General features: G+C 52.0%; 29 protein-coding genes. 12 read left to right on the top strand and 17 right to left on the bottom strand.

Translation table 11 applies throughout. From position 1 onward, the window contains the following. Positions 1-205: 205 nt before the first annotated feature. Both maeA and sra read right to left on the bottom strand, forming a co-directional pair. A complete protein-coding gene (gene maeA / locus HV302_RS12450) occupies positions 206-1,903 on the bottom strand; it encodes a malate dehydrogenase (RefSeq protein ID WP_181627400.1) in 1,698 nt (565 codons plus the stop codon). A gap of 179 nt (positions 1,904-2,082) precedes the next feature. Further along, a complete protein-coding gene (sra, locus tag HV302_RS12455; RefSeq protein WP_006684530.1) occupies positions 2,083-2,223 on the bottom strand; it encodes a stationary-phase-induced ribosome-associated protein in 141 nt (46 codons plus the stop codon). Between the two features lie 227 nt (positions 2,224-2,450). On the opposite strand from sra, the gene HV302_RS12460 reads away from it, so the two are divergent. Beyond that, entirely contained in the window at positions 2,451-2,882 is a 432-nt protein-coding gene (locus tag HV302_RS12460) for an OsmC family protein (RefSeq protein WP_181627401.1), read from the top strand. 47 nt (positions 2,883-2,929) lie between these two features. On the opposite strand, the gene HV302_RS12465 is transcribed toward HV302_RS12460, so the two are convergent. From HV302_RS12465 to HV302_RS12490, 6 genes are read right to left on the bottom strand one after another with little or no spacing between them, the layout of a single operon-like run. Beyond that, positions 2,930-3,700: a 3-hydroxybutyrate dehydrogenase gene (locus HV302_RS12465; RefSeq protein WP_047359111.1), complete on the bottom strand. Its 771-nt coding sequence runs from the start codon at positions 3,698-3,700 to the stop codon at positions 2,930-2,932. 11 nt (positions 3,701-3,711) lie between these two features. Beyond that, positions 3,712-5,106: a GntP family permease gene (locus HV302_RS12470; protein ID WP_220131625.1), complete on the bottom strand. Its 1,395-nt coding sequence runs from the start codon at positions 5,104-5,106 to the stop codon at positions 3,712-3,714. Positions 5,107-5,149: 43 nt separating this feature from the next. Further along, positions 5,150-6,073, bottom strand: coding sequence for a 3-hydroxyacyl-CoA dehydrogenase family protein (locus tag HV302_RS12475; protein WP_181627402.1), 924 nt, complete (start codon positions 6,071-6,073; stop codon positions 5,150-5,152). Further along, positions 6,063-7,268, bottom strand: coding sequence for an acetyl-CoA C-acetyltransferase (locus HV302_RS12480; protein WP_181627403.1), 1,206 nt, complete (start codon positions 7,266-7,268; stop codon positions 6,063-6,065). The genes HV302_RS12475 and HV302_RS12480 overlap by 11 nt, the downstream gene beginning before the upstream one ends. Before the next feature lie 10 nt (positions 7,269-7,278). Further along, positions 7,279-7,935, bottom strand: a complete 657-nt coding sequence (locus HV302_RS12485) for a CoA transferase subunit B (protein ID WP_016153097.1) — start codon at positions 7,933-7,935, stop codon at positions 7,279-7,281. A gap of 2 nt (positions 7,936-7,937) precedes the next feature. Next, complete coding sequence (locus HV302_RS12490) at positions 7,938-8,645, bottom strand: CoA transferase subunit A (RefSeq protein WP_016153096.1); 708 nt, start codon at positions 8,643-8,645, stop codon at positions 7,938-7,940. A gap of 142 nt (positions 8,646-8,787) precedes the next feature. Here HV302_RS12490 and HV302_RS12495 point away from each other — a divergent pair, with 142 nt between their 5' ends. Beyond that, positions 8,788-9,678: a LysR family transcriptional regulator gene (locus HV302_RS12495; RefSeq protein ID WP_016153095.1), complete on the top strand. Its 891-nt coding sequence runs from the start codon at positions 8,788-8,790 to the stop codon at positions 9,676-9,678. 28 nt (positions 9,679-9,706) lie between these two features. On the opposite strand, the gene HV302_RS12500 is transcribed toward HV302_RS12495, so the two are convergent. Genes HV302_RS12500 through HV302_RS12530 form a run of 7 tightly spaced genes read right to left on the bottom strand, consistent with a single transcriptional unit; the run spans position 9,707 to position 16,624 of the window. Further along, positions 9,707-10,642 carry an ABC transporter ATP-binding protein gene (locus tag HV302_RS12500; RefSeq protein WP_046276374.1) on the bottom strand — a complete coding sequence of 312 codons (936 nt, stop codon included), beginning with the start codon at positions 10,640-10,642 and terminating at the stop codon, positions 9,707-9,709. Further along, positions 10,635-11,621: an ABC transporter ATP-binding protein gene (locus tag HV302_RS12505; protein ID WP_016156537.1), complete on the bottom strand. Its 987-nt coding sequence runs from the start codon at positions 11,619-11,621 to the stop codon at positions 10,635-10,637. The genes HV302_RS12500 and HV302_RS12505 overlap by 8 nt, the downstream gene beginning before the upstream one ends. Continuing rightward, positions 11,618-12,514, bottom strand: a complete 897-nt coding sequence (gene ddpC, locus HV302_RS12510) for a D,D-dipeptide ABC transporter permease (RefSeq protein WP_049281776.1) — start codon at positions 12,512-12,514, stop codon at positions 11,618-11,620. Before ddpC ends, HV302_RS12505 begins: the two co-directional genes overlap by 4 nt. Next, positions 12,511-13,533 carry an ABC transporter permease gene (locus tag HV302_RS12515; protein ID WP_016153091.1) on the bottom strand — a complete coding sequence of 341 codons (1,023 nt, stop codon included), beginning with the start codon at positions 13,531-13,533 and terminating at the stop codon, positions 12,511-12,513. The genes ddpC and HV302_RS12515 overlap by 4 nt, the downstream gene beginning before the upstream one ends. A gap of 44 nt (positions 13,534-13,577) precedes the next feature. Further along, the gene (locus HV302_RS12520) at positions 13,578-15,140 is read right to left on the bottom strand and encodes an ABC transporter substrate-binding protein (protein ID WP_181627404.1); all 1,563 of its coding nucleotides are present in this window, start codon (positions 15,138-15,140) and stop codon (positions 13,578-13,580) included. 15 nt (positions 15,141-15,155) lie between these two features. Then, positions 15,156-15,743, bottom strand: a complete 588-nt coding sequence (gene ddpX / locus HV302_RS12525; RefSeq protein ID WP_016156534.1) for a D-alanyl-D-alanine dipeptidase — start codon at positions 15,741-15,743, stop codon at positions 15,156-15,158. Between the two features lie 14 nt (positions 15,744-15,757). Further along, positions 15,758-16,624: a MurR/RpiR family transcriptional regulator gene (locus HV302_RS12530; protein ID WP_181627405.1), complete on the bottom strand. Its 867-nt coding sequence runs from the start codon at positions 16,622-16,624 to the stop codon at positions 15,758-15,760. A 400-nt stretch (positions 16,625-17,024) separates the two neighbouring features. Here HV302_RS12530 and hdeB point away from each other — a divergent pair, with 400 nt between their 5' ends. Next, on the top strand, positions 17,025-17,354 hold the full coding sequence (hdeB, locus tag HV302_RS12535; protein WP_003019999.1) for an acid-activated periplasmic chaperone HdeB: 330 nt from the start codon (positions 17,025-17,027) through the stop codon (positions 17,352-17,354). Between the two features lie 155 nt (positions 17,355-17,509). Beyond that, entirely contained in the window at positions 17,510-19,453 is a 1,944-nt protein-coding gene (locus HV302_RS12540) for a methyl-accepting chemotaxis protein (RefSeq protein ID WP_181627406.1), read from the top strand. A gap of 65 nt (positions 19,454-19,518) precedes the next feature. On the opposite strand, the gene HV302_RS12545 is transcribed toward HV302_RS12540, so the two are convergent. Together HV302_RS12545 and HV302_RS12550 are read right to left on the bottom strand one after the other, a co-directional pair. Beyond that, entirely contained in the window at positions 19,519-20,886 is a 1,368-nt protein-coding gene (locus HV302_RS12545; RefSeq protein ID WP_181627407.1) for a glycoside hydrolase family 10 protein, read from the bottom strand. A 12-nt stretch (positions 20,887-20,898) separates the two neighbouring features. Continuing rightward, positions 20,899-21,186 (bottom strand): VF530 family DNA-binding protein, encoded by a 288-nt coding sequence (locus tag HV302_RS12550; RefSeq protein WP_016153085.1) that lies wholly within the window; start codon positions 21,184-21,186, stop codon positions 20,899-20,901. A gap of 454 nt (positions 21,187-21,640) precedes the next feature. On the opposite strand from HV302_RS12550, the gene HV302_RS12555 reads away from it, so the two are divergent. From HV302_RS12555 to HV302_RS12590, 8 genes are all read left to right on the top strand, one after another. Then, positions 21,641-22,357, top strand: a complete 717-nt coding sequence (locus HV302_RS12555; protein ID WP_046276377.1) for a YebC/PmpR family DNA-binding transcriptional regulator — start codon at positions 21,641-21,643, stop codon at positions 22,355-22,357. 500 nt (positions 22,358-22,857) lie between these two features. Continuing rightward, positions 22,858-23,148, top strand: coding sequence for a hypothetical protein (locus tag HV302_RS12560; protein ID WP_181627408.1), 291 nt, complete (start codon positions 22,858-22,860; stop codon positions 23,146-23,148). A gap of 10 nt (positions 23,149-23,158) precedes the next feature. Further along, on the top strand, positions 23,159-23,680 hold the full coding sequence (locus HV302_RS12565) for a hypothetical protein (protein WP_071446410.1): 522 nt from the start codon (positions 23,159-23,161) through the stop codon (positions 23,678-23,680). A gap of 7 nt (positions 23,681-23,687) precedes the next feature. Beyond that, positions 23,688-24,410 (top strand): hypothetical protein, encoded by a 723-nt coding sequence (locus tag HV302_RS12570; RefSeq protein ID WP_181627409.1) that lies wholly within the window; start codon positions 23,688-23,690, stop codon positions 24,408-24,410. Positions 24,411-24,419: 9 nt separating this feature from the next. After that, the gene (locus HV302_RS12575; RefSeq protein WP_181627410.1) at positions 24,420-24,689 is read left to right on the top strand and encodes a helix-turn-helix domain-containing protein; all 270 of its coding nucleotides are present in this window, start codon (positions 24,420-24,422) and stop codon (positions 24,687-24,689) included. A 2-nt stretch (positions 24,690-24,691) separates the two neighbouring features. Next, positions 24,692-24,955 (top strand): hypothetical protein, encoded by a 264-nt coding sequence (locus HV302_RS12580; RefSeq protein ID WP_181627411.1) that lies wholly within the window; start codon positions 24,692-24,694, stop codon positions 24,953-24,955. Next, a complete protein-coding gene (locus HV302_RS12585; protein ID WP_071687563.1) occupies positions 24,942-25,301 on the top strand; it encodes a hypothetical protein in 360 nt (119 codons plus the stop codon). The genes HV302_RS12580 and HV302_RS12585 overlap by 14 nt, the downstream gene beginning before the upstream one ends. Before the next feature lie 196 nt (positions 25,302-25,497). Next, positions 25,498-25,728, top strand: a complete 231-nt coding sequence (locus HV302_RS12590; protein WP_181627412.1) for a hypothetical protein — start codon at positions 25,498-25,500, stop codon at positions 25,726-25,728. Positions 25,729-25,742 lie beyond the last annotated feature (14 nt).

The raw sequence follows: 25,742 nt of genomic DNA on the forward strand, positions 1-25,742 counted from the left end.
AGCAGAAGTTATCGCAGCACGATACCGATAACGCTTGAGCACTGGCGATCGCCAAAAGCATGTGAAACGATAAAACGTTCACAGTACAGCATAAGTATCCTCCTTTTGTTTTTCAGAATGTTAATCGGTAGCGAAAGTGTAATCGTAAGTCACGCAGTCGCGCAAGTTCTGAGCGCCCGGCAGCAGAGTGCCGCCGGGCAAACCGTCAGATAGAGGTACGACGGTAGTCGCGGTATTCTGCCTGCCAGAAATTATCGTCAATCGCCTGTTGCAGCGCTTCGGCGGAGGTTTTCACCGCCACGCCTTGCTGCTGGGCCATTTTACCGACGGCAAACGCGATGGCGCGGGAAACGGTCTGAATATCTTTCAGCTCAGGTAACACCAGTCCTTCGCCGTTGAGCACCAGCGGTGAATACTGCGCCAGCGTTTCACTGGCCGACATCAGCATTTCATCAGTGATACGCGATGCGCCAGAAGCAATTACCCCCAGACCAATACCCGGGAAGATATAGGCGTTGTTACATTGGGCAATGGGATAGATTTTCTCTTTCCACAGTACCGGTGCGAACGGGCTACCGGTCGCAACCAGCGCGTTACCCTCGGTCCAGGCGATAATATCCTGTGGCGTGGCTTCTACGCGGGAAGTCGGGTTAGACAGCGGCATGACGATCGGACGCGGGCAATGTTTATGCATTTCGCGAATGATCTCTTCGGTAAACAGGCCGGTCTGTCCGGAAACACCAATCAGGATGTCCGGCTTAACGTTGCGTACCACATCGAGTAACGACAGCACATCTTCTTGCGTATCCCAGTGCTGCAGATTTTCGCGTTTTTGCACCAGTTTGGTCTGGAAAGAGAGCAGGTTCGGCATCTTATCGGTTAACAGGCCGAAGCGATCGACCATAAACACGCGTTGACGCGCCGCTTCTTCGCTTAAACCTTCACGCTGGATTTGCGCGATGATCTGCTCGGCAATTCCGCAACCGGCGGAACCTGCCCCGAGGAAGACAATGTTCTGTTCGCTTAACTGGCTACCGGCCGCACGGCTGGCCGCAATCAGCGTGCCAACGGTTACCGCAGCGGTACCCTGAATATCGTCGTTAAACGAGCAAATTTCATCGCGATAGCGGGTCAACAGCGGCATGGCGTTTTTCTGTGCGAAGTCTTCAAACTGCAACAGCACGTCCGGCCAGCGATGCTTCACGGCCTGGATGAATTCATCGACAAATTCGTAGTATTCATCATCGGTGATACGCGGATTACGCCAGCCCATATACAGCGGATCGTTGAGCAGTTGCTGGTTGTTGGTTCCGACGTCCAGTACCACCGGCAGGGTGTAGGCCGGGCTGATCCCACCACACGCGGTATACAGCGACAGTTTACCGATTGGAATACCCATCCCGCCGATCCCCTGATCGCCAAGACCCAAAATACGTTCCCCATCGGTGACAACGATGACCTTGATATTGTGGTTAGGGACGTTTTGCAGGATATCGTCCATATTGTGGCGGTTCTGATAAGAGATAAACACGCCGCGCGCGCGACGATAAATCTCGGAGAAACGCTCACAGGCCGCGCCGACCGTTGGGGTATAGATAACCGGCATCATCTCATCAAGGTGATTATGCACCAGCCGGTAAAACAGGGTTTCGTTGGTGTCCTGGATGTTGCGCAGGTAAATATGTTTATCGATTTCGGTTTTGAATCCCTGATATTGGATCCAGGCGCGTTCAGCCTGTTCTTCAATCGTCTCGACCACTTCCGGCAGTAACCCCAGCAGGTTGAAGTTACGGCGTTCTTCCGTACTGAAAGCACTCCCTTTATTCAGTAAAGGGAATTCCAGCAGAACCGGGCCAGCGTAGGGGATGTAAAGGGAACGCAGTTTTTTAGTTTCGTTTTCCATGTCACTCACTCTTTTTTGAATAACCGTCCCTGGCACTCTTTATGATCGTATGTGGCCTGTCAGCCAGGGAAACGGCCGAAGTATAAAGCATTGTGAATGGGTTAAGGGGTTTTATAAGCAAAAACACCACTGCGGTTGCAATGGTGTTTATCTCGTTATTCAGTCAGACGTGCGAAAGGCTATTTGCCGTCAGCGCGGCGCTTTCTTCCGGTAGGATTATTGACCACGTTGGTTTTGTCACCTTCGGTCACGACTTTGCGTTGGTTTGAGATTTTGTGGTCCAGTCCGAGAATATGACGGGCCTGACGGTTCGATTTCATTCTAACTCCTTAATCCTGTTACTGGTTTCAAGGGCGAGTCCGTATGAGAACGGACGAAATACAACCTGATAGAAAGCCGATGTTAAAAATAGCGGCTTTCTGGATGGTCGGTCATTTCAGCTGAAAGGTCAATGCTTAAGCGGCAAATGAGAACTATCCCGTATGTGCCATGCTTTTTCTCAGCCGTCCTATACTTGTAACTCCAACGACAACACAGGAGAGCGGTAATGACTATCCATAAGAAAGGTCAGGCACACTGGGAAGGCGACATTAAGCGCGGTAAAGGTACCGTATCGACCGAAAGTGGGGTGTTGAATCAGCAACCGTATGGGTTTAATACCCGATTTGAAGGGGCGAAAGGCACCAATCCTGAAGAGTTGATTGGCGCGGCGCATGCAGCCTGCTTCTCAATGGCGCTTTCGCTCATGCTGGGCGAAGCGGGTTTTACCCCAGATGCCATTGATACCACTGCCGATGTTTCTCTGGATAAAGTGGATGCCGGATTTGCTATCTCCAAAGTCGCGCTACACAGTCAGGTGAGCGTCCCGGGGATAGATGCCGCCACGTTTGACGGCATCATCCAGAAAGCAAAAGCCGGCTGCCCGGTATCACAGGTACTGAACGCGGAAATCACGCTGGATTATCAGTTAAAATCGTAAAGAAGGTGTGCCGGATGCGACGGGGTCTTATCCGGCACCAGATATCTTTATTGTGCCACCCAGCCGCCATCCATATTCCACGCCACACCACGCACCTGCGACGCCCCGTCTGAGCACAAAAATAGCGCAAGCTCACCCAACTGTTGCGGCGTGACGAATTCGCGCGACGGCTGTTTTTCCGCCAGCAGGGCGTCACGCGCGGCGTCAGGCTCAGCGCCTTCGGCAATACGTTTATCGATTTGCTGCTGGACCAACGGCGTAAGCACCCAACCGGGGCACAGCGCATTGCAGGTGATACCCGTCTGCGCGGTCTCCAGCGCAATGGTTTTGGTTAATCCCACCACGCCGTGCTTCGCCGCCACATAGGCGGATTTCTCTTTTGAGGCCACCAGGCCATGAACAGAAGCGATATTGATGATGCGTCCCCAGTTACGCGTACGCATGCCGGGAAGCGCCAGGCGCGTGGTGTGAAAGACAGAAGAGAGGTTAATGGCGATAATCGCGTTCCATTTATCAACCGGGAAGGTCTCCACCGGTGAAACATGCTGGATCCCGGCATTGTTGACCAGAATATCCACACCGCCAAATTCGCTATCGGCATAGCGCATCATGTCGGCAATTTGCGCTTCATCGCTCAGGTCCGCGCCATGATAGCCTGGCGTTTTGCCATACTGCGCAATGGCATCTTTGGCGGCTTCCACATCACCAAATCCGTTAAGGATCAGGGTAGCGCCCGCTTGCGCCAGCACCTGTGCGATGCCTAATCCAATACCGCTGGTAGAGCCGGTAACCAGAGCGGTTTTTCCCGTTAAGTTCATGATGATTCTCCTTAAACAATTCCGGTGGTGTAGAAGACGCCGATAACAAACAGCACGGCCAGACTTTTAATTACGGTAATGGGGAATATCCCGCCGTACGCCTGACGATGGCTAAGACCGGTTATGGCCAGCAGGGTAATGACCGCACCGTTATGCGGCAGAGTATCCATACCACCGCTGGCCATTGACGCCACGCGGTGGAAGACCTCGAGGGGAATATTGGCGGCATGGGCGGCGGCAATAAAAGTTTCAGACATGGCGGCGAGGGCAATACTCATCCCGCCAGACGCCGAGCCGGTGATCCCGGCAAGCGTGGTGATGCTGATAGCTTCATTGAGCAGCGGGTCGGGAATGGCCGCCAGCGCTTTTGACAGCACGAGGAAACCTGGCAGGGCGGCGATCACTGCGCCAAAACCGTATTCTGATGCGGTGTTCATGGCCGCGAGGATCGCACCGCCAACCGCCGTTCGGCTCCCTTCCGCCAGGCGACCTTTAATGTTGCGATAGCCGAAGAGCACCACCAGCAGGATCCCAGAAATCAGCGCCGCTTCTACCGCCCAGATAGCGGTGATTTTACCGACTTCGGTGGTAATCGGTTTGGCAAGGCCCGGAAGTTCCAGTTGATGCGTAGCGCCATACCATTGCGGGATCCAGTGGGTAAATAGTAGGTTAAAAACGCCAACCAGGATCAGCGGAGAGATAGCAATTATCGGGTTCGGCAGGTTAATGTTATCCGGCGTTTCCGGCTCGTTTAACAGTTCAGTGCCATATCCTTCATTCTTTGCCTGCGCTTTACGACGCTGGCGCTCGAGATAAACCAGACCGACAACGATGATAAACAGAGAGCCGATCAAACCCAGCCAGGGCGCGGCCCAGGCGTTAGTTCCAAAGAAGCTGGTCGGAATAATGTTCTGGATCTGCGGCGTGCCTGGCAGAGCGTCCATGGTGAAGGAAAACGCGCCCAGCGCAACGGTGGCCGGGATCAGGCGCTTCGGAATATTACTCTGACGGAACAGCTCCGCCGCAAACGGATATACCGCAAATGCCACCACGAACAGCGATACGCCGCCGTAGGTCAACAGTGCACACACCAGCACAATCACAGGGATGGCGTGACGACGCCCGAGAATGTTGATGGCGGCGGCAACGATGGAGCGAGAAAAACCCGATAACTCGATTAACTTGCCAAACACAGCGCCCAGTAAGAACACCGGGAAGTAAAGCTTCACAAAACCGACCATTTTTTCCATAAACAGGCCGGTGAAGGCAGGGCCGACGGCGCTGGGTTCGGTGAGCAATACAGCACCTAATGCCGCGATGGGGGCAAACAGGATGACGCTATATCCGCGATAGGCTGCCAGCATCAGCAGGCCCAACGCTGCCAGGGCGATTAATACACTCATCATGACTCCTCAATATCATTGTTATAGTGGGGTACAGAAAGAGAAGTTACGGTTTCAGGGCAAAGCGCAGCTGATGCTCTCTGCGTTGCTGGATATATTCCTTGCGCGAATCATCCCAGCGATAAAATCCCTGACCGCTGCGCAAACCGGTATCACCGTTAGCAACCTTGTCAGCGACCAGAGACATCATGTCGCTCCCGGTTGCCAGCTCCGGTAGCAGATGCCGACAAATGTCCTGTACCGTAGAAAGTCCGGTCATATCCGCCGCCTCCAGCGGACCGACCATCGCATAGCGACGACCGAGCGAGGCGCGCATTACCTGATCCACCACCTCTGCGCTGGCGATCCCGCTTTTTACGATATGCAACGCTTCACGCAGCAGAGCGAACTGCAGGCGATTACCGACAAACCCCGGCGCGGCGCGGTCGAGCACGACGGCTTCCAGCTGCATCGAAAGCAGCAGCTGTTGCAGTTCCTGCAGATATTCCGGCTTCGTGGCCGTGCCGGGTACAATCTCAACCAGTGGAATAAAATGCGGCGGGTGCCAGAAATGGGCGATTAACAACCGCTCAGGATGGGCGAGCTTTTCTGCCAGCGCATCCGGCGGCAGGCCGCTGGTGTTACTGGCAATGACGGCCTCTGGCGCGATCAGTGCTTCCAGTTGTGCATACAACGCGTGCTTGAGTTCGAGTCGCTCCGGGATGGCTTCGATCAGTAACCCGCACGCGGCAATATCGTGCAGCGAGGTAGTACCATGCAGACGACTCACAGCCTGTGCTTTGTCGTTTTTAGGAAACTGTTCGGTGGCAATCAGTTCATCCAGAATACCGCTGGCAACTGCGCCAATGTCTGCAATACGGTTGCTATCGGTGTCGTACAGCCAGACATCGTGACCATAACGGACGAAGTGGGTGGCAATACCGACACCCATTAACCCCGCGCCCAGTACGCAGATATGCTTAGTTTTCATGAGATACCTCCTGCGGGCGCTCAACCGCCAGCGCCACCCCCTGACCGCCGCCTACGCACAGCGTAGCCAGCCCTTTGGCGGCGTTACGGCGGGCCATTTCGTGCAGCAAAGTCACCAGAATTCGGCAACCTGACGCCCCAATGGGATGGCCCAGCGCAATCGCGCCGCCGTTTACGTTCACCCGATTGCTGTCCCAGTTCAGGGATTCGCCAACCGCCAGCGCTTGCGCGGCAAAGGCTTCGTTGGCTTCAATGAGATCGACATAATTCAACGTCCAGCCAGCTCGCTTCAGGCACTGAAGTGATGCCTCTACCGGCCCAATGCCCATAATCGCAGGGTCGACGCCGGAGACAGCGTAGCCCGCCACTCTGGCAAGAACCGGCAGATTGAGTTCTGCTGCTTTGGCAGCGCTCATCAACATCACCGCGGCGGCGCCATCGTTGATTGAAGAGGCATTCCCGGCGGTCACCGTTCCGTTACCTGGGCGAAACGCTGGTTTGAGCTGCGCCAGCTTTTCAGCCTGCGTATCCGGACGAGGCTGTTCGTCACGATCCACGACACGCGGCGGTTTTTTGCCCTGTGGGACGCTGACTGGCGTGATTTCCGCGCTAAAACGACCGGCTTCAATGGCGGCGGCCGCTTTTTGCTGTGAGCGCAGGGCAAAGGCGTCCTGCTGCTCGCGACCGATCACGAACTTATCCGCCAGATTTTCCGCGGTAATCCCCATGTGATAGTCGTTAAACGCATCCCACAGACCGTCATGCACCACGCTGTCTTTCATGCTGGCATGACCGAGCCGCAGTCCCGCCCGGGCGCCGTCGAGGAAATAGGGCGCATTGCTCATGCTCTCCTGCCCACCGGCAATCACAATTTGCGCATCGCCGCAGCGAATCGCCTGGACCGCCTGATGCACCGCCTTCATGCCCGAGCCGCACACCAGATTCAGGGTTAACGCGGGCGTGGTGACCGGCAGTCCTGCGCGTAACGCTGTTTGCCTGGCAGGGTTCTGGCCGCAGCCAGCCGTCAGAACCTGGCCGAAGATCACTTCATCAATTTGCTCAGGTGCCACGGCGGTTTTTTCCAGCAACGAACGGATCACCACTGAACCTAGTTCAACCGCGGAAAGCGGAGCCAGCGCGCCATGAAAACTGCCAATTGGGGTGCGCGTTGCCGCGACAATAACAACATCCTGCATGGTCAGCTCCTCAGCTAAAGTGCATTTCGGGGACATTTTCGGGAACGATCAGCTTGCCGGCGGTTCTGGCGACAATCTCATCCACGCTGATGCCCGGCGCTCGCTCGCGCAGAATGAACGCCCCATCGGCAATCTCCAGCAGCGCCAGATCGGTAAGCACACGTTTAATACAGGCCACGCCGGTCAGCGGCAGGGTGCAGGCGGGAAGCAGTTTCGACTCGCCGCTTTTAGAGGCATGCGTCATCACCACGATGATGTTGTCAGCTCCGGCAACCAAATCCATCGCGCCGCCCATGCCTTTCACCATTTTTCCGGGGATCATCCATGAGGCGATATTGCCGTTAACATCCACTTCAAACGCGCCGAGCACCGTCAGGTCGACGTGACCGCCGCGGATCATGGCGAAGGATTGCGCCGAGTCGAAGATTGCCGCGCCTTTGCGCGCCGTCACGGTCTGTTTCCCGGCGTTGATCATGTCAGCATCAATTTCGTCTTCCGTGGGAAACGGGCCCATACCCAGCAAACCGTTTTCCGATTGCAGCATTACGTCCATGCCTTCAGGAATGTAGTTCGCCACCAGAGTAGGAATACCAATCCCGAGGTTGACGTAATAACCGTCTCGCAGTTCGCGGGCGACACGCATCGCCATTTGTTCACGCGTTAACATGGTCAGGCTCCTTTCTGGCGCAGGGTGCGTTGTTCAATACGTTTTTCAAACTGCCCCTGGATAATGCGGTTAACGTAAATTCCGGGGGTGTGAATTGCGGCGGGGTCCAGCTCTCCGGGAGGGACAATTTCTTCAACTTCCACGACGGTAATACGCCCAGCGGCAGCCATCAGCGGATTAAAATTTTGTGCGGTGTGGCGATAAATAACGTTGCCGTACCAGTCGGCTTTCCAGCCTTTAACCAACGCAAAATCACCGGTTATCGCCTGCTCTAAGATGTAAGGGCGTCCGGCAAACTCGCGAACTTCTTTCCCTTGCGCGACCGGGGTTCCGTATCCGGTCGCGGTAAAGAATGCCGGGATCCCCGCGCCGCCAGCGCGCAACTGCTCAGCCAGCGTGCCTTGCGGCGTCAGGATAGCTTCCAGTTCACCGCTGAGAACCTGCTGCTCAAACAGGGCGTTTTCACCTACATAAGATGCGACCACTTTGCGTACCTGGCGCGTTTCCAGCAGAACGCCAAGGCCAAAACCATCCACGCCGCAGTTGTTTGACACAACCGTAAGCCCCTGAACCTCCCGACGGCGTACTTCGGCAATCAGGTTCTCAGGGATCCCACATAAGCCAAAACCGCCCGCCAGCAGCGTCATGTTATCGGTCAGTCCTTCCAGCGCCTCTTGATAGGTGGCAACCCGTTTATCCAGTCCAGCCATATACTTGCCCCTCCTGTTGTCCTTGCCGACATCATTGGGGGTGAAAAATGATTTGTTAATTTTAAATTTGTGACTCACTCATTGGGTTTTTTTATCAATTTAATGTTAATTAAAGGTATTCAACAAGTTAAAGGAATGCGAAATGGGAATGAGCATCAAACAGTTACGCGCGTTTTTAGCGGTAGCTCACACTCTGAATTTTGCTCATGCCAGTGAAAGACTGAATATGTCGCAACCCGCTTTAAGCCTGGCGATTAAAGGACTGGAGGATTCACTGGGCGGGGCGTTACTGTTGAGAACCACCCGCAAAGTGACCCTGACGCAGGAGGGAGAAACGCTGCTCAACATGGGGCGACAGCTGCTGGCGGACTGGGAGAATACGGAAGAGGCAATGCGCCAACGCTTTACGCTGCAGCGCGGGAAAATCTCTATTGCCGCCATGCCCTCATTCGCCGCTAACGTCCTGCCATCGGTACTGAAAACGTTTCGTGATTCCTACTCCGGGATCAACGTAACGGTACATGACGTCATTAACGAACAAGTGATTGAGATGGTCAGTGAAGGGCGGGTGGAGATGGGCATTGCCTTTGAGCCGGATTCTTCAGGGCATCTGCATTTCACCCCGCTCGGCGTGGATCGTTTTATCGCGATTGTTCCGCCGACATGCAAACTGGCGGGCCGGGATCGTATTGCGTGGCGCGAATTACTGACGCTGGATTTTATCACCCTGCAACGTCCTTCCGCCGTGCGCCTGATGCTGGAAGAACAGCTGGTGCAAAGTGGGCATACGCTGGAGGTGGCGCTGGAGAGCCATCAACTTGTGACGGTTGGTCGCCTGGTGGCGAGCGGACTGGGCGGCAGCGCCGTGCCCGCATTGTGCCGTACGCAAATGACAGAGCTGGGCGCAACCTGTATCGATCTGGATACGCCGGTGATCCAGCGTCGGATCGGCGTTTTGCGTTCGGCGCATCATAAGTTATCTACCGCTTCTGAAGTGCTGGTGGATTCACTGAAAAAGGCGTATTGCACCTGACCCTCACGCAATACGCCAACCGTTCAGCTCATGCAACCGCCCGCCAGCAGCGAACTTCACCTCCGCTATCACTTTTCAGCAATACCTGTTTCTTCTCACAGCCGCTGGTCGCCAGTGGACATCTGTCACGGAAAAAACAACCCTGGGGCAGCGTTCGGTTCCCCGGTAGTTCGGTTTTCCGTAACACCAAATCCTCCGCCAGCGGTGCTCCCGTTTTAGGGACCGAATCCAGCAATAATCGCGTGTAGGGATGGGCGGGCTGCGTGAGTACCTGCTGCGCATCGCCCAGCTCAACAATTTGCCCGAGGTACATCACCGCCACGCGGTCGCTCATATGGCGAACCACCGACACGTTGTGCGAGATCAGCACGTAGGTCAGGTTCCTGCGAGCCTGCAATGACACCAGCAGATTGAGAATTTGCGCCTGCACGGAGATATCCAGCGCCGAAGTAGGTTCATCAAGCACAATCACGTCCGGCTCTGATGACAACGCCCGGGCGATGGCAATACGCTGGCGCTGTCCACCGGAAAACGCATGCGGCAGGCGGTCGAGATATTCAGGACGAATTCCCACTTGTCGCGCCAAATCTTCAGCAAGCATACGGCGCTCACGTTCTGCAGGACGTTTTTGGATCCACACCGGTTCGGTGATAATCCGCCATACTGGTAAGCGCGGATCCAGCGATGAAAGGGGATCCTGAAAGACCATTTGCATACCGGTATGCTGCTTGTCACCACGGCGAGCATAGTTGCCCTGACTGGGTTTCAGCATCCCCATCAGCAGTTGCGCCAGCGTACTCTTTCCACAACCGGACTCGCCAACAATCCCCAGCGTTTCCCCCTGACGGATCTGTAAATCCAGACCATTGAGGGCATGCACCCGTTCCGTTACCTTGCCGAGCCAGTTTTTACGCGCAGGGAAGTTGACATGGACATTCTGCAGCGCCAGTAAAAAATCAGACATGTGTTGTCTCCAGTTGCGGATACCAGCAGGCAGATTGTTGATCCCCGCCTCCCTGACTGCGTAACGCAGGTGTTTCTTCACAACGGGGGCCAGCGGCAAAGCAGCGCTCGCGAAACGCGCATCCCGTCGGTAAGCAGGTTAAGTTCGGCACGGTGCCGGGAATGGCGGGCAGCAATGCGCGCGGCTCGCCGTGTTCCGGCGCGCATTTCAGCAGACCAATGGAATAGGGATGCGTCGGGCGTTGAATAACGGTTTGCGTTGGGCCACTCTCAATCACGCTTCCGGCATACATGACGTACAACCGGTCGCATAACTGTGAAACCACCGCCATATCATGGCTGATAAATAACACGGCTGTCCCGCTGGCTCGCGCTTTTAACTTCAGCAAACGCAGCACCTGCAGTTGCACCGTGACGTCCAGTGCGGTGGTCGGTTCATCGGCAATAATAAGCTCCGGTTCACACGAAAAGGCCAGCGCTATCATTACGCGCTGGCGCATCCCGCCGGAAAGCTCAAACGGGAAACGCTTCATGACTTCCGCCGCATCCGGGATTTGCATCTCCTGGAGTAAAGCGATGGCTTTCTGACGGGCATCCGTGCGGCTTAACGCCTGATGATGGCGGATAACCTCCACCATTTGCTGACCGATGCGTCGGGTCGGATTCAGCGCCGTCATGGGTTCCTGAAAGATCATCGCTACGCGTGCGCCGCGCCATTGGCGCATTTGCTTCTCGCTGGCATTGAGCACATCTTCCCCCAGCAGCGAAACGCGTCCCTGGTGGATATGATAACTGCCTTCCGGCAGCAGACGCATGGTGAGCATGGCCGTCACGGACTTACCGGAACCGGACTCACCAACCACGCCAACGATTTCTCCGCGGTTGATATGCAGCGATACATGGTTAAGCGCATGCACGTCAGCTTTATAGCCGGGAAAACTCAAATGCAAATCTTCGATTTCCAGCACGGGTTGTGTCATGACTGTTTTCCTCCGGCTTTCGGGTCAAGCAGATCGCGAATACCATCGCCAAAGAGATTAAAGCCCACGGCGGTAATCAGAATGGCGGCGCCGGGGAAAGCGCAATACCACCACTGATCAAGCACATAGTTACGGCCTATTGCGACCATCGCTCCCCATTCAGCGCTGGGCTGCTGTGCGCCCAGACCGATAAATCCGAGCGTGGCGGCCATCAGGATGGCACTGCCGATATCCAGCGACGCTTGCACAATTAGCGGGGGCAGAGAGTTACGTAAAATGTGCCAGCTAATCAGATGCCAGCGTGATGCGCCGTAGGTCCGCGCCGCCTGCACATAGGTAAACTGGCGCACTACTAACGTTTGACCGCGTGCGAGGCGTACATAAAACGGAATACGTACGATAGCAATCGCCAGCATGGCGTTAAACAGGCTTGGACCCAACGCGGCGGCCAGCGCCATCGTCAGCACCAGCGAGGGAATGGACAGCATAATGTCCATTATTCGCATAATAATTGCATCGGCGCGTCCGCCCATGACGCCAGACAAACAGCCCAGCAGCGAACCCAATCCCCCGGCGATACCCACCACGACCAGCCCCGCAACGACCGATTGTTGGCTACCCACCAGAACGCGGCTGAACAGATCGCGGCCGACTTCATCGGTACCAAACCAGTGAGCGGCTGACGGGGGCAGCAGGCGCGCACTCAAATTGATGGCATTAGGGTCGTGAGGGGTTATCCACGGCGACAGCACCATCAGCAGCAGTATCAACACAATGATGACCCCGCCAACCAGCGTCAGCGGGCTGCTTTTCATCATCCAGAACAGTTTAGCCCAGTCCGTGCGACGGCGTGCTGTCTGAGGCGCGGCTGGCGTTTCTTGTGTGAGCATCATTGTGCGTCTCCGCGTCCAATTCGTGGATCGATCCACAAGTAGAGTAAATCCACCACCAGGTTAACCAGCACATAGGCGAAAGAGACCACCACGGCAAATCCCATTACCGCCGGGAAGTCGAGCGCCTGAATCGACGTCACCACCCAGGCGCCCATTCCCGGCCAGGCGAAGACCGTTTCAGTCAGCACCGCACCGTAGAGCAGATCGCCCAATGCCAGGCCGAGAACGGTTATCGAGGGGATAAGCGCATTTGGCAACGCGTAACACAACACGATGTACCAGCCCGGCAACCCGCTGGCGCGAGCGGTGCGAATGTAATCTTCACTCAGTTGCTCCAGCATGGCGGAGCGAATCTGGCGGGCAACGATCCCCAGGTGCACAAAGGCCAGCGTCAGTGATGGCAGGATCAGGTGCTGAAGCGCATTGAAAAAGACTTCGCCATTGCCTTCCAGCAGTGCATCAATCAGATAGAACCCGGTGACGTGAGTTGGCGGATCCAGCCAGTCGTCTAAACGTCCACCACCGGGTAAAATTTGCAGATGACCATAAAACAGCACGATAACCCCCAGCCCCAGCCAGAATGCTGGCGTGGAGATACCGGTGATTGCCATCAGGCGAACGAGGTGATCAAGCCAGCGGTTGCGCCAGACCGCAGATAAAATGCCCAAAGGAATACCGATAACCAGCGCCAGCAACAAGGAGCAGAAAGCCAGCTCAAGGGTGGCGGGGAAGAAGATGCGCAGCTCATCCAGCACCGGACGTCCGGTGCGAATAGAAGTGCCTAAATCGCCGTGAAAAATGTCGCTGACATAGCGAAAAAACTGGACATACAGCGGCTGGTTCAGCCCCAACTGTTGGCGAATATTTTCGACAATTTCATCGCTGGCGCGATCGCCCGCCAACAGCCGCGCGGGGTCGCCAGGTATCAGGTGCGAAATAATAAAAGTGATTACGCAAACACCGATAACCACCAGAATAAGTCCCCAGCATCGCTGGCGTAAAATGCTCCAGAACGTCATTAGCTTCCCCTTGCGGAGCCAGAGCGGCTCCGCATTAACGTGGCTTATTTACTCATGGTGGAGATATTGAAGACCTGTTCCAGCATGGGGTTGAATACAAATCCTTTGACGTCTTTGTTCATCGCCAACTGATAGTTTTTCTGGAATAAATAGACGTAGGCGGCTTCATGAATCACGATAGTTTGCGCCTGCTGGTAGTCATTGGTTCTGGCAACCTGATCGGTCGTGGCCAGCGCGCTACGCAACAGCTTATCGACCTCACCGTTTTCATAGAACGAACGGTTACCCGGCAAGCCTTTCTTATCTGACTCAAACCAGTAGTTCATAAACATGTACGGATCGGCGAAATCAGGGCTCCAGTTGCCAATGGCAATGTCGTAATCTCCTTTGCCCACGCGGTCACGCATGGTGGCGTTCGCCAGTTTTTCCAGCTTGACCTTAATGCCCAGTTTGCCAAGGCTTGCCTGGGTCGCGAGCGCGATAGGTTCCCAGTTAGGGTCATTATCCGAGTACAGGAAGCTCAGACTGTCAGGTTTGGTGGCAACTTTGTCCCACGCCGCTTTCGCTTTGGCTTCATCGAAACTGTACTGCATGGCCTTGTCGTCAAAACCCCACATGCCTTCAGGGATCGGACCTCGCATTTGCTTACCGTTGCCGCTCAGGATCCCGTTTACCATGCCTTTATAATCGGTGGCCCACGAGATGGCGCGGCGTAAATCCACCTGATTGAGCGGCGCTTTACTGTTATTCAGATACAGATAGGTCACGCGCAACGAGGGATAATCCGCCACGTTAACTTTGCCTTCCTGTTTTAAGGCGGCAAGCTGGTCAACCGGAAGCGCATCGGCAATGTCGATATCACCCCGCGACAATTGCAGACGGCGAGAGGCGCTTTCACCGATGATTTTTACCGAAACCCGCTTAAACGCCGGTTTTGCACCGGCATAATATGGGTTAGGAACCAGTACCAACTGCTGTCCCTTTTGCCAGCTTTTGAGCATGAAGGGACCGGAGCCTGCCGTATTCTGCGCCAGGAATCCGCGGGCATCGTCTGCGGCATGCTCTTTTAAGACGGCCGGGTTAATAATTGAAGCCCCGTCATTGGCCAGCGTATACAGGAACGGCGCAAATGGCTGGCTGAGGGTAAACTTCACCGTATTGTTATCGATAGCCTCGACCTTCAGATCTTTCGGGAACGCTTCTGCAGGCCCCTGGCCGATTTTGAGCAGGCGTTCAAAAGATTGCTTTACCGCATCAGCCGTCACCGGCGTTCCGTCGGCGAATTTGGCATCGTTTTTCAGGATAAACGTCCACTCTTTCTGGTCGTCAGAGGCCTTCCAGCCGCTGGCCAAATCGCCTTCAACTTCCGTGGAGCCTTTACCGCCATCCGTTTTGTACTGAACCAGCCGCTGATAAGAGGGATAGGTGACCGTCCAGTCGTTGTTATCGATGGTCACGGCGGGATCGAGCGTCTGCGGATCGGCAGCTTTGCCGATCACCAGCATATCTTTGGGAACGGCGGCCTGCGCAGCGGGCAGGGCAAACGCCAGCGCAACGGCTATCAGAGCGGGGCGAAAAAACGCGTTTAACGCAAGTGTAGTCTTCATAACCAGGCTCCAGAATTAAAGGGAATGTTGTGTTGTTATGGGTGTGACAGTGTAACAATCTATCTGATCGTCAAGCAGCGGATAGCGGGCGGCATCAGGTAATTCAAAATGCCACCACTCGCTGGTGATACCGACAAAACCGCCGCCGAACATAATGGCATTGAGCAGCAGGCGGTTGCGCTGCGCAGCCGGAGGAACAGAAGGGTGCCAGGCATGGGAACGGTCGTGCATCTCATCAAAGCCCGCGCCCATATCGAGAAGATTGCCACGATCGTCCATTAGCGTAACGTCAATGGCCGTCCCGCGGCTGTGATTGGATCCTATCGCCACATCGACAACATACTGAGGATCCGGACACGCATTCCACAGCACCGCCTGCGCCTGCTGCGGGCGATACGCGTCGTATACCACAAGTTTCAGGCCCGCCAGTTGCGCAATACTGATGCTTTTCGCCAGCGCAGTGACCGCCTCGGTATGCAACAGGCAACGAGCTTCCCGGTAGATAGGGGCGCCGGTAATGTTGTCTGCCGTAGCGTATTTAAGATCGATATGCAGCGACGGGAATATCACCGACAGATCGACCAGTTCTGGGGTTTCTGACATAGCACGTTTCCTGTTTATTGTTCGAATTGACCAAATTGTTGTTGTAACTGGCGATTGGTTTGCAGGCGTTCTGCGAGGGAGTCACCCAGTTGTGCCACCACCGCAGAGAGTAATAAGTTGAACAGACAGCTCACCGGAGCCAGTGAGTCCCAGAAATGTCCGGTGTCAGTTTTCACCTGAAGTAAGTCAATGGAATAGTCTCTGGCCCACGGGCACCACACATCGGTTATTAACGCCAGCGGAATGCAGCGTTCTGTGGCAACGCGGCAATATTGTCGCGAGATAGCGGAATAGGCGCGCATATCGGTGATCACCACGTAAGGCTGGGTGAATCCTGAATTCAGCGACTCGACCCAACTGCCGGAAAGCCCTTCGGAGTAGCTGACTTTAGGCCGCAGGTATTCCAGGTGACTGAAAAAGGCGTTAGCGATCCCGCGGGTGGACTGGATCCCAAGGATATACACGGCTTCCGCATGTGCCAGCCGCTGCGCTATGCGTAAAAACGTTTCGCCTTGCGCGAGTTGATAGACATAGGTAATGGCGTCGATTTCCAGTAACAGCGACTGCTGCGCGCGATCTGGCAGGCTTTGTTGTTGGTGCCAGGAGTCCAGCCGTTCGTTCATCCCCCAGGGTTGATAGGCGACGACGGGTAGCTCCCGCAGGCTGGCTTTTGCATTTTCCAGATTGCGAAAACCCAGTTTACGCAGATAGCGTCCAACGGTAATGCCGCTGGTTCCGGTTGCTTTAGCAATACCATCCGCGGTTTCAAAAGGGATCTGCACAGCATGGGCTAACAGCCACCCGGCCACGCGCTTTTCGCTGGGCGTCAGTTGGCTAAAGGTCTGCTCTATGCGGGTAAATAACTCCGGTTTCGCTGTCATTACCTTCTCGCTGTTAATTGTTTGTCAGAGTACGGTTCACTGTTAGCAAATTAACAATGCAGGACGCGTGCCATGTTGGTAACAGCGGCACGCCGACCATTTTTGTTAAAAATCAGCACATATCCGTTAACTAATGATCAACATTTGTGCAGCGTAGTTCAGTTTTGGTGCAGCGACAGGGGAAGAGGGGTATGAATCTGCTGATTTCGTCGGAACGATCACATTGTGGCCACGTTTTACGGCCAGACATCAGAATCAGTAATGTGAAATATAAATTTCAGCCATATCAATGGTGGAAATCTTTATTCTTATGACGTTAGGGGTATTATTTTTTACGAACTACATTAACGGTTTGAAGCGCAAGTGTAGATATTATTTATATTATAAATGGAGTACTACAATGAATAAATTCTCCCTTTCTACAGCAGGTATTCTGGTCGCAGCGCTGTTAACCAGTGTCAGCGTCAATGCAGCAACTGATAACGCTAAAACTGAAGTGACTCCAAAAGGCATGAATTGCCAGGAGTTTATTGATTTGAACCCGCAAACTATGGCCCCGGTGGCTTTCTGGGTGCTCAATGAAGACGAAGATTTCAAGGGTGGCGATTACGTAGACTATAACGAAACCGTGACGACTGCAGTTCCTCTGACCGTTGAACTTTGTAAAAAACATCCGCAGAGCGAATTAAGTAAAATAAAAGACGAAATCAAAAAAGAATTATCCAAATAAGATTAAGTCATTATTAAAACCCAGCCAAAGTGCTGGGTTTTGCTATTTGTGACAATGTCACCTATTTATTTTGTGATACTTAAGAAAACTTTATAAAGATATAAACGCCTGTGCCGATACTGGATAAAAGTTAGCCTTTTGCAGAAGGAGTTTGTATGGCCTGGTATCCTACTCGTATTTCAACGCGTTTAACCATCGGCGGCATTCTGCTGCTTGCAGTCACGACCCTTGTTATTGTGGTGATTATGCTCTGGCGTGGCCAACCGCGCGTCGTTGAAATCAACACCGCCCTGATCGAAGAAACAGGGCAAGGTTTAACCCGCCAGTTGAGTACCGTATTGTCCCGAATTGAAGGTGAGACCGTTAGCTTGTCACGACTGGCTGAGGTGCTGCCAAATGATGAATCTCTTTACCAAAGCGTCGTTCCGCATCTGATTGGTGAAGATAAAGATTCGATTATTACCGGCGGCGGCATCTGGCCAGAACCAGACGCTTTCACCGCAGGTGTGGAGAAGAGAAGCTTTTTCTGGGCGCGTAATGCTGAAGGTAAACTGGTGTATTCCAACGACTATAACGTCGAAGGGTCAAGCGGATACCACAATGAAAACTGGTATCAGCATGCCAAAGGGCATTCACAAAACAGTTGCTTATGGTCTGATGTCTACCAGGACGCCAGTACAGGCGTCAACATGGTGACGTGCAGCGTACCTTATCAACTGGCGGGCAAGTTTGCCGGTGTCGCCACCACCGATATTCGCCTGGATAACGTCGCCACTTTCATGCAGCAACAGGGAAACAGCACCGGTGGTTACGCGTTTGTGGTGGACAAGCAGGGACAAATCCTCTATTTCCCGCAGGCCGATCTGGCGAAATATAAAACCATTAACGATCTGGCGCAAAGCGCGCAATGGCTTATCCCGGTGGAAAACGGTCTGAAATCTCTGCGCCCAGCGGACGGGGTGAAAACGATTACGCTTGCAAATGATAACGTCCTGAATTCGGCTTCACGGGTGATGCTGTTCCCGATGGCGGATACCGGTTGGGTTGTTGGTCTTGCGACGCCTGAATCGCGTATCGTCGGCCTTGCCAAAGTGATGATGCAGGACGTGCTGGAAGTGTTGATCCCGATCATGACCCTGTTGCTGGTGGAATCCTGGCTGGTGGTTCGCCGACTGATTTCACGTCTCGATGATACCCGTCAGGCTCTCGATGACATTGCGCAGGGAGAAGGCGATCTTACCCGTCGCCTGGATGTGCGTGGCAAAGATGAGATTTCTGCTATCGCCGAAGCGTTTAACCTGTTCGTCGATAAAATCTCAGCCATCCTGATCACTGTCAGAAGCAGTAGCGTAGTGGTGGCGAATAACGCTGTCAGCCTGGCAGACAGTAATATGGAACTTTCATCTCGCGTGACGCAACAGGCCGCTGCGCTGGAAGAGAGTTCGGCGGCGATGGAACAGTTAAATGCGACCGTTCATCAAAATGCCAGTAATACTCAACTGGCGGATGAGCTCTCTGATAGCACCGCGCAAACGGCCAACCGCTGCGGCGATGTTATGCAGGGTGTTATCTCTACAATGGATAACGTCAGTGCCTCATCCGGTAGAATGGTGGAAATTGTCGCGGTTATCGACAGCATTGCGTTCCAGACCAATATTCTCGCCCTGAATGCCGCGGTTGAAGCCGCCAGAGCAGGTGATGCCGGGAGAGGGTTTGCCGTTGTGGCCTCCGAAGTGCGCACGCTGGCCCAGCGCAGCGCCACCGCCGCGCAGGAAATAAAAGCATTGATCGATGAATCCGTTTCTCATGTAGGTAGCGGAAGCCAGCAAATTCACAATGCGGGCGAACGTCTGGGAGAACTGGTCAGTAATGTACGTCAGGTACGTCAGTTAATGGGGGAAATACGCGTTGCGGGTGAAGAACAACGCAAGGGCGTTTCCGAAGTTACGCTGGCCGTTACCGAAATGGACAGCACCGTTCAGCAAAACGCCTCGTTAATTGATGATGCCGCAGCGCGAACGCAGGCGCTGAAAGAGGAGGCGGAACAGCTGGCGATGCTGGTCTCATCATTCAGATTGCCTGAGCCTTCAGTTGCCTGATGGATCGGTTAAGAGCGTCCGTATTACCGGGCGCTCTTGCGTTATAAATCTAATTCGGACGACCATTAACGCCCCCAACGACTGCGAATATAGGTCACGGCTTCCTGCGTTTGCGGCTGATTAAGGTAATCTTCGCGAAACAGAATTGTGCCGTTAATGTGCGGTTCAGACTCGTTCAGATCGAGCTGTTTTTTCAGCTCCGGCACACCGCCTTTGACCGTCCAGTCAGGTTCTTTTCGCGACGGCTCACCGACTTTGTACAACGCCACCCCAATATACAGGCGGGTGTTGGTTGATTTGACGACATCTGCCCACCATTTCGCCAACACATCGTAACGCGCCGCGTCGCGGGCAAAAGGCCAGTACAGCTGCGGGGCGATGTAGTCCAGCAAGCCTTGTTGCACCCAGCGGCGGGTGTCCGCATACGATTCATCATAGGCTGCCGCGCCGCGCGTGTCGGAGCCCGCCGGATCGTGCGAACGGTTGCGCCACACGCCCGCAGGGCTGACGCCAAATTCAACTTCAGGTTTGAGTTTCTTGATGGTTCGTGAAACCTGAGCGATCAGGCGTTGCGTGTTATCGCGCCGCCAGTCAGCTTTGGAGACAAATCCCTGGCCGTATCTTCTGAAGGTCTGGCTGTCGTTGAGCGCAGAGCCGGGAGACTCGGTATAGAAGTAATCATCGAATTGCACGCCGTCAACCGGGTAATTCTCAACCACTTCCGCCACGATGCTGGTTATCCAGTCACGCACTTCGGGAATACCGGGATCTAACACAAAACGCTCGCCCGAGGTACGGATCCAGTCCCGATGCAGGACATAAACGCTGGAAGGCGTCTGTGACAGCGTGTTGTTTAATTCGGTAACCGTTGCCGGTTTAGTGTTAACGGACACGCGGTAGGGGTTAAACCAGGCATGGACTTTCATTCCGCGTTTATGCGCTTCATCGAGCATAAACCGTAACGGATCGTAACCCGGATCCTGACCAATCTTACCGGTCAGGGTATCTGACCACGGCAAGATTGTAGAATGCCACAGCGCAGTGGCATCGGGCTTCACCTGGAAAAAAACGGTGTTAATACCAAGACGTTTCAGGTTATCCAGCTTGTCCGTCAGCGCCTTTTGCTGCTGGCTGATACGAACGGCAGGCGAGCTGATGTTGACGGATGAAATCGGCGGCCAGTCAAGACGCGAAACCGTTGCCAACCAGATACCGCGTACCGGCTCCTTGCTCTGCTGTGGATTGCCCACCGGGGGCAGTGGGGTGATTTTTGAACCGGGCGGCTGTGAAGAACAACTGCCAAGTAGCAACATACTGCCTACGAGCAGCGCGAACCATTTCATGTTGGTTCGCGGCAGCCTGGCTCGGGAACGGGCGAGAATATTCGCCAGTTTTTTCTGATAATTTGCTGAAATAAAACCGGATGCTGACATCAGATTTTGCTCTTAATTCTTCTTGTTGCGGCTGTTAGCCCAGGGATCGAACGCCGGTTCAGTGGTGTTATTTGAGGCCAGATCATGCAGTGAATCCAGGTACAGCGCTTCAACTTCTGCCCGCGCCCACGGCGTGCGGCGCAGAAACTTCAGACTGGATTTAACGCTCGGCTCATTTTTAAAGCAGTTGATATTAATGCGTTGCGCCAGCTCAGCCCAACCATAACGATCAACCAGTGCATTGACCTGCATTTCAAGCGTTACGCCATGTAAAGGGTCTTTAGAAATATGAGCATTCATATGAAGTCCAGTTCAGTGGTTCCAGATTTTGTCAGTAGTGCAACGGGAAGAAGGTTACAAGAAAGCGGGGCGACCAGCAATGGCATCTGTTCCTCGGCTTTCATGATTAAGAAGTAAACATCAGCCAGACATTGCTGAAGAAAAGATCTGGATTAGATGCGTTCATTAATCTTAAGTGGGTATTTATACCTGGATTGTTACTTCAGTTTCTCTTTATTTATGTATTATCGCTGTCATTCAGCTATTAAAATAAAAAAACAAAAGATCTAAAAAAACCGAAAATAACATATCCATAATGTTAACTATTGATAAAATTAAAGTAACATTTAGTAAAACATGGATATTTTGTTTTTCATGGACGAGAGTTTACATATCATGATATAATATTGCGGAAAAAAATTGCAGGCTATTAATCTGCATGTAATGTAAATGAATTTCTGAGGAGACTATTCCAGTGGGACGTAAATGGGCAAATATTGTTGCTAAAAAAACTGCTAAAGACGGTGCAACGTCTAATATATATGCAAAATTCGGTGTAGAAATCTATGCTGCTGCCAAACAAGGTGAACCAGACCCAGAATCAAACTCAGCTTTAAAATTCGTTATTGAACGTGCGAAACAAGCACAGGTTCCTAAACACGTTATTGATAAAGCAATTGATAAAGCCAAAGGCGGCAGCGATGAAACGTTCGTGCAAGGGCGTTATGAAGGCTTTGGTCCAAGTGGTTCACTGATTATCGCTGAAACGTTGACGTCAAATGTTAACCGTACGATTGCTAATGTCCGCTCAATTTTCAACAAAAAAGGCGGGAATATCGGAGCGGCAGGTGCTGTCAGCTATATGTTTGACAATACCGGGGTGATTGTATTTGCAGGAACAGATCCTGACCATATTTTTGAAATTTTGCTTAATGCTGATGTAGATGTTCGCGATGTAACCGAAGAAGAGGGAAACATCGTTATTTATACTGAATCTACAGACCTTCATAAAGGAATTGCAGCCCTGAAAGCCGCAGGGATTAATGAATTCTCAACAACAGAATTAGAAATGATTGCTCAATCAGAAGTTGAACTTTCACCAGAAGATTTAGAAATCTTTGCAGGACTCGTTGATGCCCTTGAAGATGACGATGATGTTCAAAAAGTCTATCACAACGTTGCAAACCTCTAATTATAAATAAAGGAATCTGTAATTGCGGCAGATCTTTAACTTATAAAGTTGTTACAAAAATATCTAGCCCGATACATTGATTATAAAAAAAGAAAAAATTTACGGTAGAAAATCAAAGTGACTGTCTGCTTTTGCTCAAGGCAGACAGTCATGTCCAGCAGTTTTCAGTCAGGATTAGCAGGGGGAGCTTTTCCAGGAATGAAAAAAACCGCTTCCTGGCTTCCTGACTCGAAGGCAACAACAGCTCTGACCTTATCGTTTTTCATCACTGTGTACCAACCGGAACCGCTAAACAGAGAATGGCTAAAGAGGAATCTGCATTCGGGGTCATCTGACGAAAACTTTTTACCGTAGCAGATAAGGGAAGGGTAAGGATTTGATGGAACGGCGTCAGTTAAGGGGTATGAACTAAGCATTCATCAAATACTAAATTGCATTTAACATAATATACATTCGGTAGAGCGATAACACGTAGTCCATAGATATTATGGGTGAATGTTATGGCTATATTGAGTGTGAAGTTAACCAACACCAGCAACACACAGCATGTTGTTAATGCTTTACTCTTGATTTGTTGCCGAATGGGTGAGGGTAGTAACACCGCTCATCTTTTCGGCGATGAAGTATCAGATATATCACCACGCCAAAATGTTCAGTCTTTACCTGAACGCACAGCAAAAATCCTCTCCGAAATATCACGTCGCGGCCTGTTTTTTCACGTAGCGCCGCACGGAAAAAATCACGGCATTTTCATTGCCACACATCCTAAGAATCTCAGCCGAAACGCATAGGGGGCGCATCATGCGTGATTTTGCTCTGATTTTCCGGCATGCGTGGGAACTGGCAAGAAAGGGGGCTGAGACGTTCGGCGGCTCTGCCCGTGACTACTTTCGCGAGTCACTTCTGTTGGCTTACAACCAGTTAAAACGGAATGTAACAGCGAAAGACCTCGTTAAAATTATGACAGGTCGTTACATGTCAATGAGCCAAATCCGAGAAGAAGTTAACGCCAAATTTAAAAAACAAACTGCAAAGAACATCGCCCGTAGAATTTGGAACATGTTTCGCTCTCCCTATGTAGAAATAGAGAAGATCAAATGTGAATCTACTGGAAAATATCTTTATCACCTGAAACATGCACAAAAAAACTTCTTTGTAAGCGGGGCAATTACTCGCGCCCTGAAATCAGCACGACAAGAAAAGAAGAAGGCTATAAAACCGCGTCCAGCAATGTCAAAGGACGAAATTAACTCTTGTCGTATGGCTAACGCTTTTCATAAAGCGCTTTCAACCGGGATTTACATTCCACCTAACTTAATTTGAGAAAAACATGAGCAAAAGAACACAAATTATTCAGTTTAGGGCAGACGAAGAAACCTATAGTCGCGCTCAAGAGCGCGTTAAAAATGGTGGCTTACAACTGCCTGATGTGATGCGTGCTGCGCTTAAGTCTGTTGCCGATGCTGATGTTTCATGCCTCGCTGATTTAATCAACGGTGCAACATCGGGGAGCGAGGATATTAATCAGGCATGGCTTTTCCAAAAGTGTCATGAACTTTTTGAATACCGTGATGGGCAGTTGTTCCGCAAATCCCGTAAAGGAATGGGTGAGCAAGGTAATCCGGTGTTTATAAGAGTACGGGAAGGGGAAGAACATGTATTAATTCAGGGTAGTCATTACCCATTGAAAGATATTGTGTGGCTGATGGAAAACGGAAGTATTGCCGGGGAGGTTGAATATAAAAACCCCCACAGAGTAAACATGAAGCATTCAATTGAAAACCTCATGATTACTCCTGTTAAGGAAAAAGAGATAACTCTGGTCAAATATTTAACTGGATCTGAAAAGATCAATGTTATCAAAGTTAAACAACGTGCGTTCATGTTTGACACTGGTAATGACGAAAACACCAAAAATGTAATAGAAAATTTAATTAACAGTGAAAAAACAATTCCATTACTTCTACGTGGTGAGGATGGCTGGGTTGCATCCAGAACGGCTATCCACGCCTTTAAATTGAGCGATAACCAGTATGTAGTAAGCATTTCATAAGGGGGTTTTATGTCCAATGAAACAGTAAAAAAGGTCATGGTAGAAAAGCGCCGTATGACTATAGGTCAATTAACAGACCTGCTTGTTAGCGGTGCTTTACGCCGTGAATTAGGTATGGATAAAACAGAATTTGCAGGATTGGTTAGTGTCATGCGCTCGACAATACGCCGCATTGAAGGGTTGGAAGCTACGCCACGCATAGGATTGATTTTTAATACCGCTGCCGCTCTGCGCATTGGTATTGATTTTCCAGTTATCGAAGAAAAGGCAAAGAGGTAACAATGCGCCGTTACATCATTACGGATAAGGATATTTTTGATGTTTTTCAGCGCTGGACAAGCCCAACACTGAAAGACCAGAAGATGCATACCAGCTTCATTCGTGAGGCTGTGTGCCGAGCACACCCTGACAAGGTAATTCTCCAGTATGACATTCGCCAGAAGCTAAAAAATATGGCTTCGCGTGGATTGGTAACTGAGGTTCATTTAAGTCCGAATGCAACAGCATGGATGATTAATAAAGGTGTTTTGAATGGACAAAATTAAGACCAAAAGAAGCGAGCGAAGATTATCGCGTGACCTTATTGAAGAAGCGTTAAAGCTGGTGGCTGACCGTAGTGAACGAGAAGGGGTGAGCAAAGATACTGCTAAGCGTCATGCGTCAGCCATTCGCGGAGTAATACCGGCGCTGGGTGTTGTTAAGAGCAAGGTTATCAAGCCGGGTGTATGGGTGGCTCTTTATGCCCGTAGCGATTCAACATCAACAGTCATCAGCAATATGAAATTTACAGCTGTGATTTTTGAGTGGGCGGGGCAACAACATTATGAGGATGCAACGTTTTACGCAGCTATAGCTAATGCGATTCGTACAGCGCTAGCGGTTAAAGGGTAATTACAACAAATGAAACCATACGGGAAATTTTATTCAGTAGATGGCTGTACTTGTTCCCTGTGCCGCTCTCGCGGCTACCAAAAAGGGAGTGGCTACGAATCTGAGATTCGTACAAACAAACATCGTGCGCGTCAACAGGGCAAGCGAAGCATTCAGGAACAACTAACGGAGACGCCCCATAAAGGGCGGTAAAAACATGGCTAAAACAGAATTAAATCGCCTTAATCGTGCATTCCGTAAAGAAACCCGTCACTGGATGGGACACCCTGACGGATTTGCAAATAAAAAACAGTGGAAAAACTGGTGCCGTGAGAATGCCGTTATTATTCATGCGGCGCGTAATGTTGAGCCATTGCCCAATGATGAAGTTATCAATGACCAGTTAGATGCAGATTGCGCCGTTATTGAAGAAATGAGCAACTGGTAAGGAGCGATAACAGA

The sequence above is a fragment of the Citrobacter sp. RHBSTW-00859 genome (assembly GCF_013729795.1).
In the GTDB taxonomy this organism is placed as follows: Bacteria; Pseudomonadota; Gammaproteobacteria; order Enterobacterales; family Enterobacteriaceae; genus Citrobacter; species Citrobacter braakii.

Excerpts from the sequence above, each read along its gene's own strand:
- maeA (WP_181627400.1), bottom strand. The coding sequence starts at position 1,903 with ATGGAAAACGAAACTAAAAAACTGCGTTCCCTTTACATCCCCTACGCT.
- sra (WP_006684530.1), bottom strand. The coding sequence starts at position 2,223 with ATGAAATCGAACCGTCAGGCCCGTCATATTCTCGGACTGGACCACAAA.
- HV302_RS12460 (WP_181627401.1), top strand. The coding sequence starts at position 2,451 with ATGACTATCCATAAGAAAGGTCAGGCACACTGGGAAGGCGACATTAAG.
- HV302_RS12465 (WP_047359111.1), bottom strand. The coding sequence starts at position 3,700 with ATGAACTTAACGGGAAAAACCGCTCTGGTTACCGGCTCTACCAGCGGT.
- HV302_RS12470 (WP_220131625.1), bottom strand. The coding sequence starts at position 5,106 with ATGATGAGTGTATTAATCGCCCTGGCAGCGTTGGGCCTGCTGATGCTG.
- HV302_RS12475 (WP_181627402.1), bottom strand. The coding sequence starts at position 6,073 with ATGAAAACTAAGCATATCTGCGTACTGGGCGCGGGGTTAATGGGTGTC.
- HV302_RS12480 (WP_181627403.1), bottom strand. The coding sequence starts at position 7,268 with ATGCAGGATGTTGTTATTGTCGCGGCAACGCGCACCCCAATTGGCAGT.
- HV302_RS12485 (WP_016153097.1), bottom strand. The coding sequence starts at position 7,935 with ATGTTAACGCGTGAACAAATGGCGATGCGTGTCGCCCGCGAACTGCGA.
- HV302_RS12490 (WP_016153096.1), bottom strand. The coding sequence starts at position 8,645 with ATGGCTGGACTGGATAAACGGGTTGCCACCTATCAAGAGGCGCTGGAA.
- HV302_RS12495 (WP_016153095.1), top strand. The coding sequence starts at position 8,788 with ATGGGAATGAGCATCAAACAGTTACGCGCGTTTTTAGCGGTAGCTCAC.
- HV302_RS12500 (WP_046276374.1), bottom strand. The coding sequence starts at position 10,642 with ATGTCTGATTTTTTACTGGCGCTGCAGAATGTCCATGTCAACTTCCCT.
- HV302_RS12505 (WP_016156537.1), bottom strand. The coding sequence starts at position 11,621 with ATGACACAACCCGTGCTGGAAATCGAAGATTTGCATTTGAGTTTTCCC.
- ddpC (WP_049281776.1), bottom strand. The coding sequence starts at position 12,514 with ATGATGCTCACACAAGAAACGCCAGCCGCGCCTCAGACAGCACGCCGT.
- HV302_RS12515 (WP_016153091.1), bottom strand. The coding sequence starts at position 13,533 with ATGACGTTCTGGAGCATTTTACGCCAGCGATGCTGGGGACTTATTCTG.
- HV302_RS12520 (WP_181627404.1), bottom strand. The coding sequence starts at position 15,140 with ATGAAGACTACACTTGCGTTAAACGCGTTTTTTCGCCCCGCTCTGATA.
- ddpX (WP_016156534.1), bottom strand. The coding sequence starts at position 15,743 with ATGTCAGAAACCCCAGAACTGGTCGATCTGTCGGTGATATTCCCGTCG.
- HV302_RS12530 (WP_181627405.1), bottom strand. The coding sequence starts at position 16,624 with ATGACAGCGAAACCGGAGTTATTTACCCGCATAGAGCAGACCTTTAGC.
- hdeB (WP_003019999.1), top strand. The coding sequence starts at position 17,025 with ATGAATAAATTCTCCCTTTCTACAGCAGGTATTCTGGTCGCAGCGCTG.
- HV302_RS12540 (WP_181627406.1), top strand. The coding sequence starts at position 17,510 with ATGGCCTGGTATCCTACTCGTATTTCAACGCGTTTAACCATCGGCGGC.
- HV302_RS12545 (WP_181627407.1), bottom strand. The coding sequence starts at position 20,886 with ATGTCAGCATCCGGTTTTATTTCAGCAAATTATCAGAAAAAACTGGCG.
- HV302_RS12550 (WP_016153085.1), bottom strand. The coding sequence starts at position 21,186 with ATGAATGCTCATATTTCTAAAGACCCTTTACATGGCGTAACGCTTGAA.
- HV302_RS12560 (WP_181627408.1), top strand. The coding sequence starts at position 22,858 with ATGGCTATATTGAGTGTGAAGTTAACCAACACCAGCAACACACAGCAT.
- HV302_RS12565 (WP_071446410.1), top strand. The coding sequence starts at position 23,159 with ATGCGTGATTTTGCTCTGATTTTCCGGCATGCGTGGGAACTGGCAAGA.
- HV302_RS12570 (WP_181627409.1), top strand. The coding sequence starts at position 23,688 with ATGAGCAAAAGAACACAAATTATTCAGTTTAGGGCAGACGAAGAAACC.
- HV302_RS12575 (WP_181627410.1), top strand. The coding sequence starts at position 24,420 with ATGTCCAATGAAACAGTAAAAAAGGTCATGGTAGAAAAGCGCCGTATG.
- HV302_RS12580 (WP_181627411.1), top strand. The coding sequence starts at position 24,692 with ATGCGCCGTTACATCATTACGGATAAGGATATTTTTGATGTTTTTCAG.
- HV302_RS12585 (WP_071687563.1), top strand. The coding sequence starts at position 24,942 with ATGGACAAAATTAAGACCAAAAGAAGCGAGCGAAGATTATCGCGTGAC.
- HV302_RS12590 (WP_181627412.1), top strand. The coding sequence starts at position 25,498 with ATGGCTAAAACAGAATTAAATCGCCTTAATCGTGCATTCCGTAAAGAA.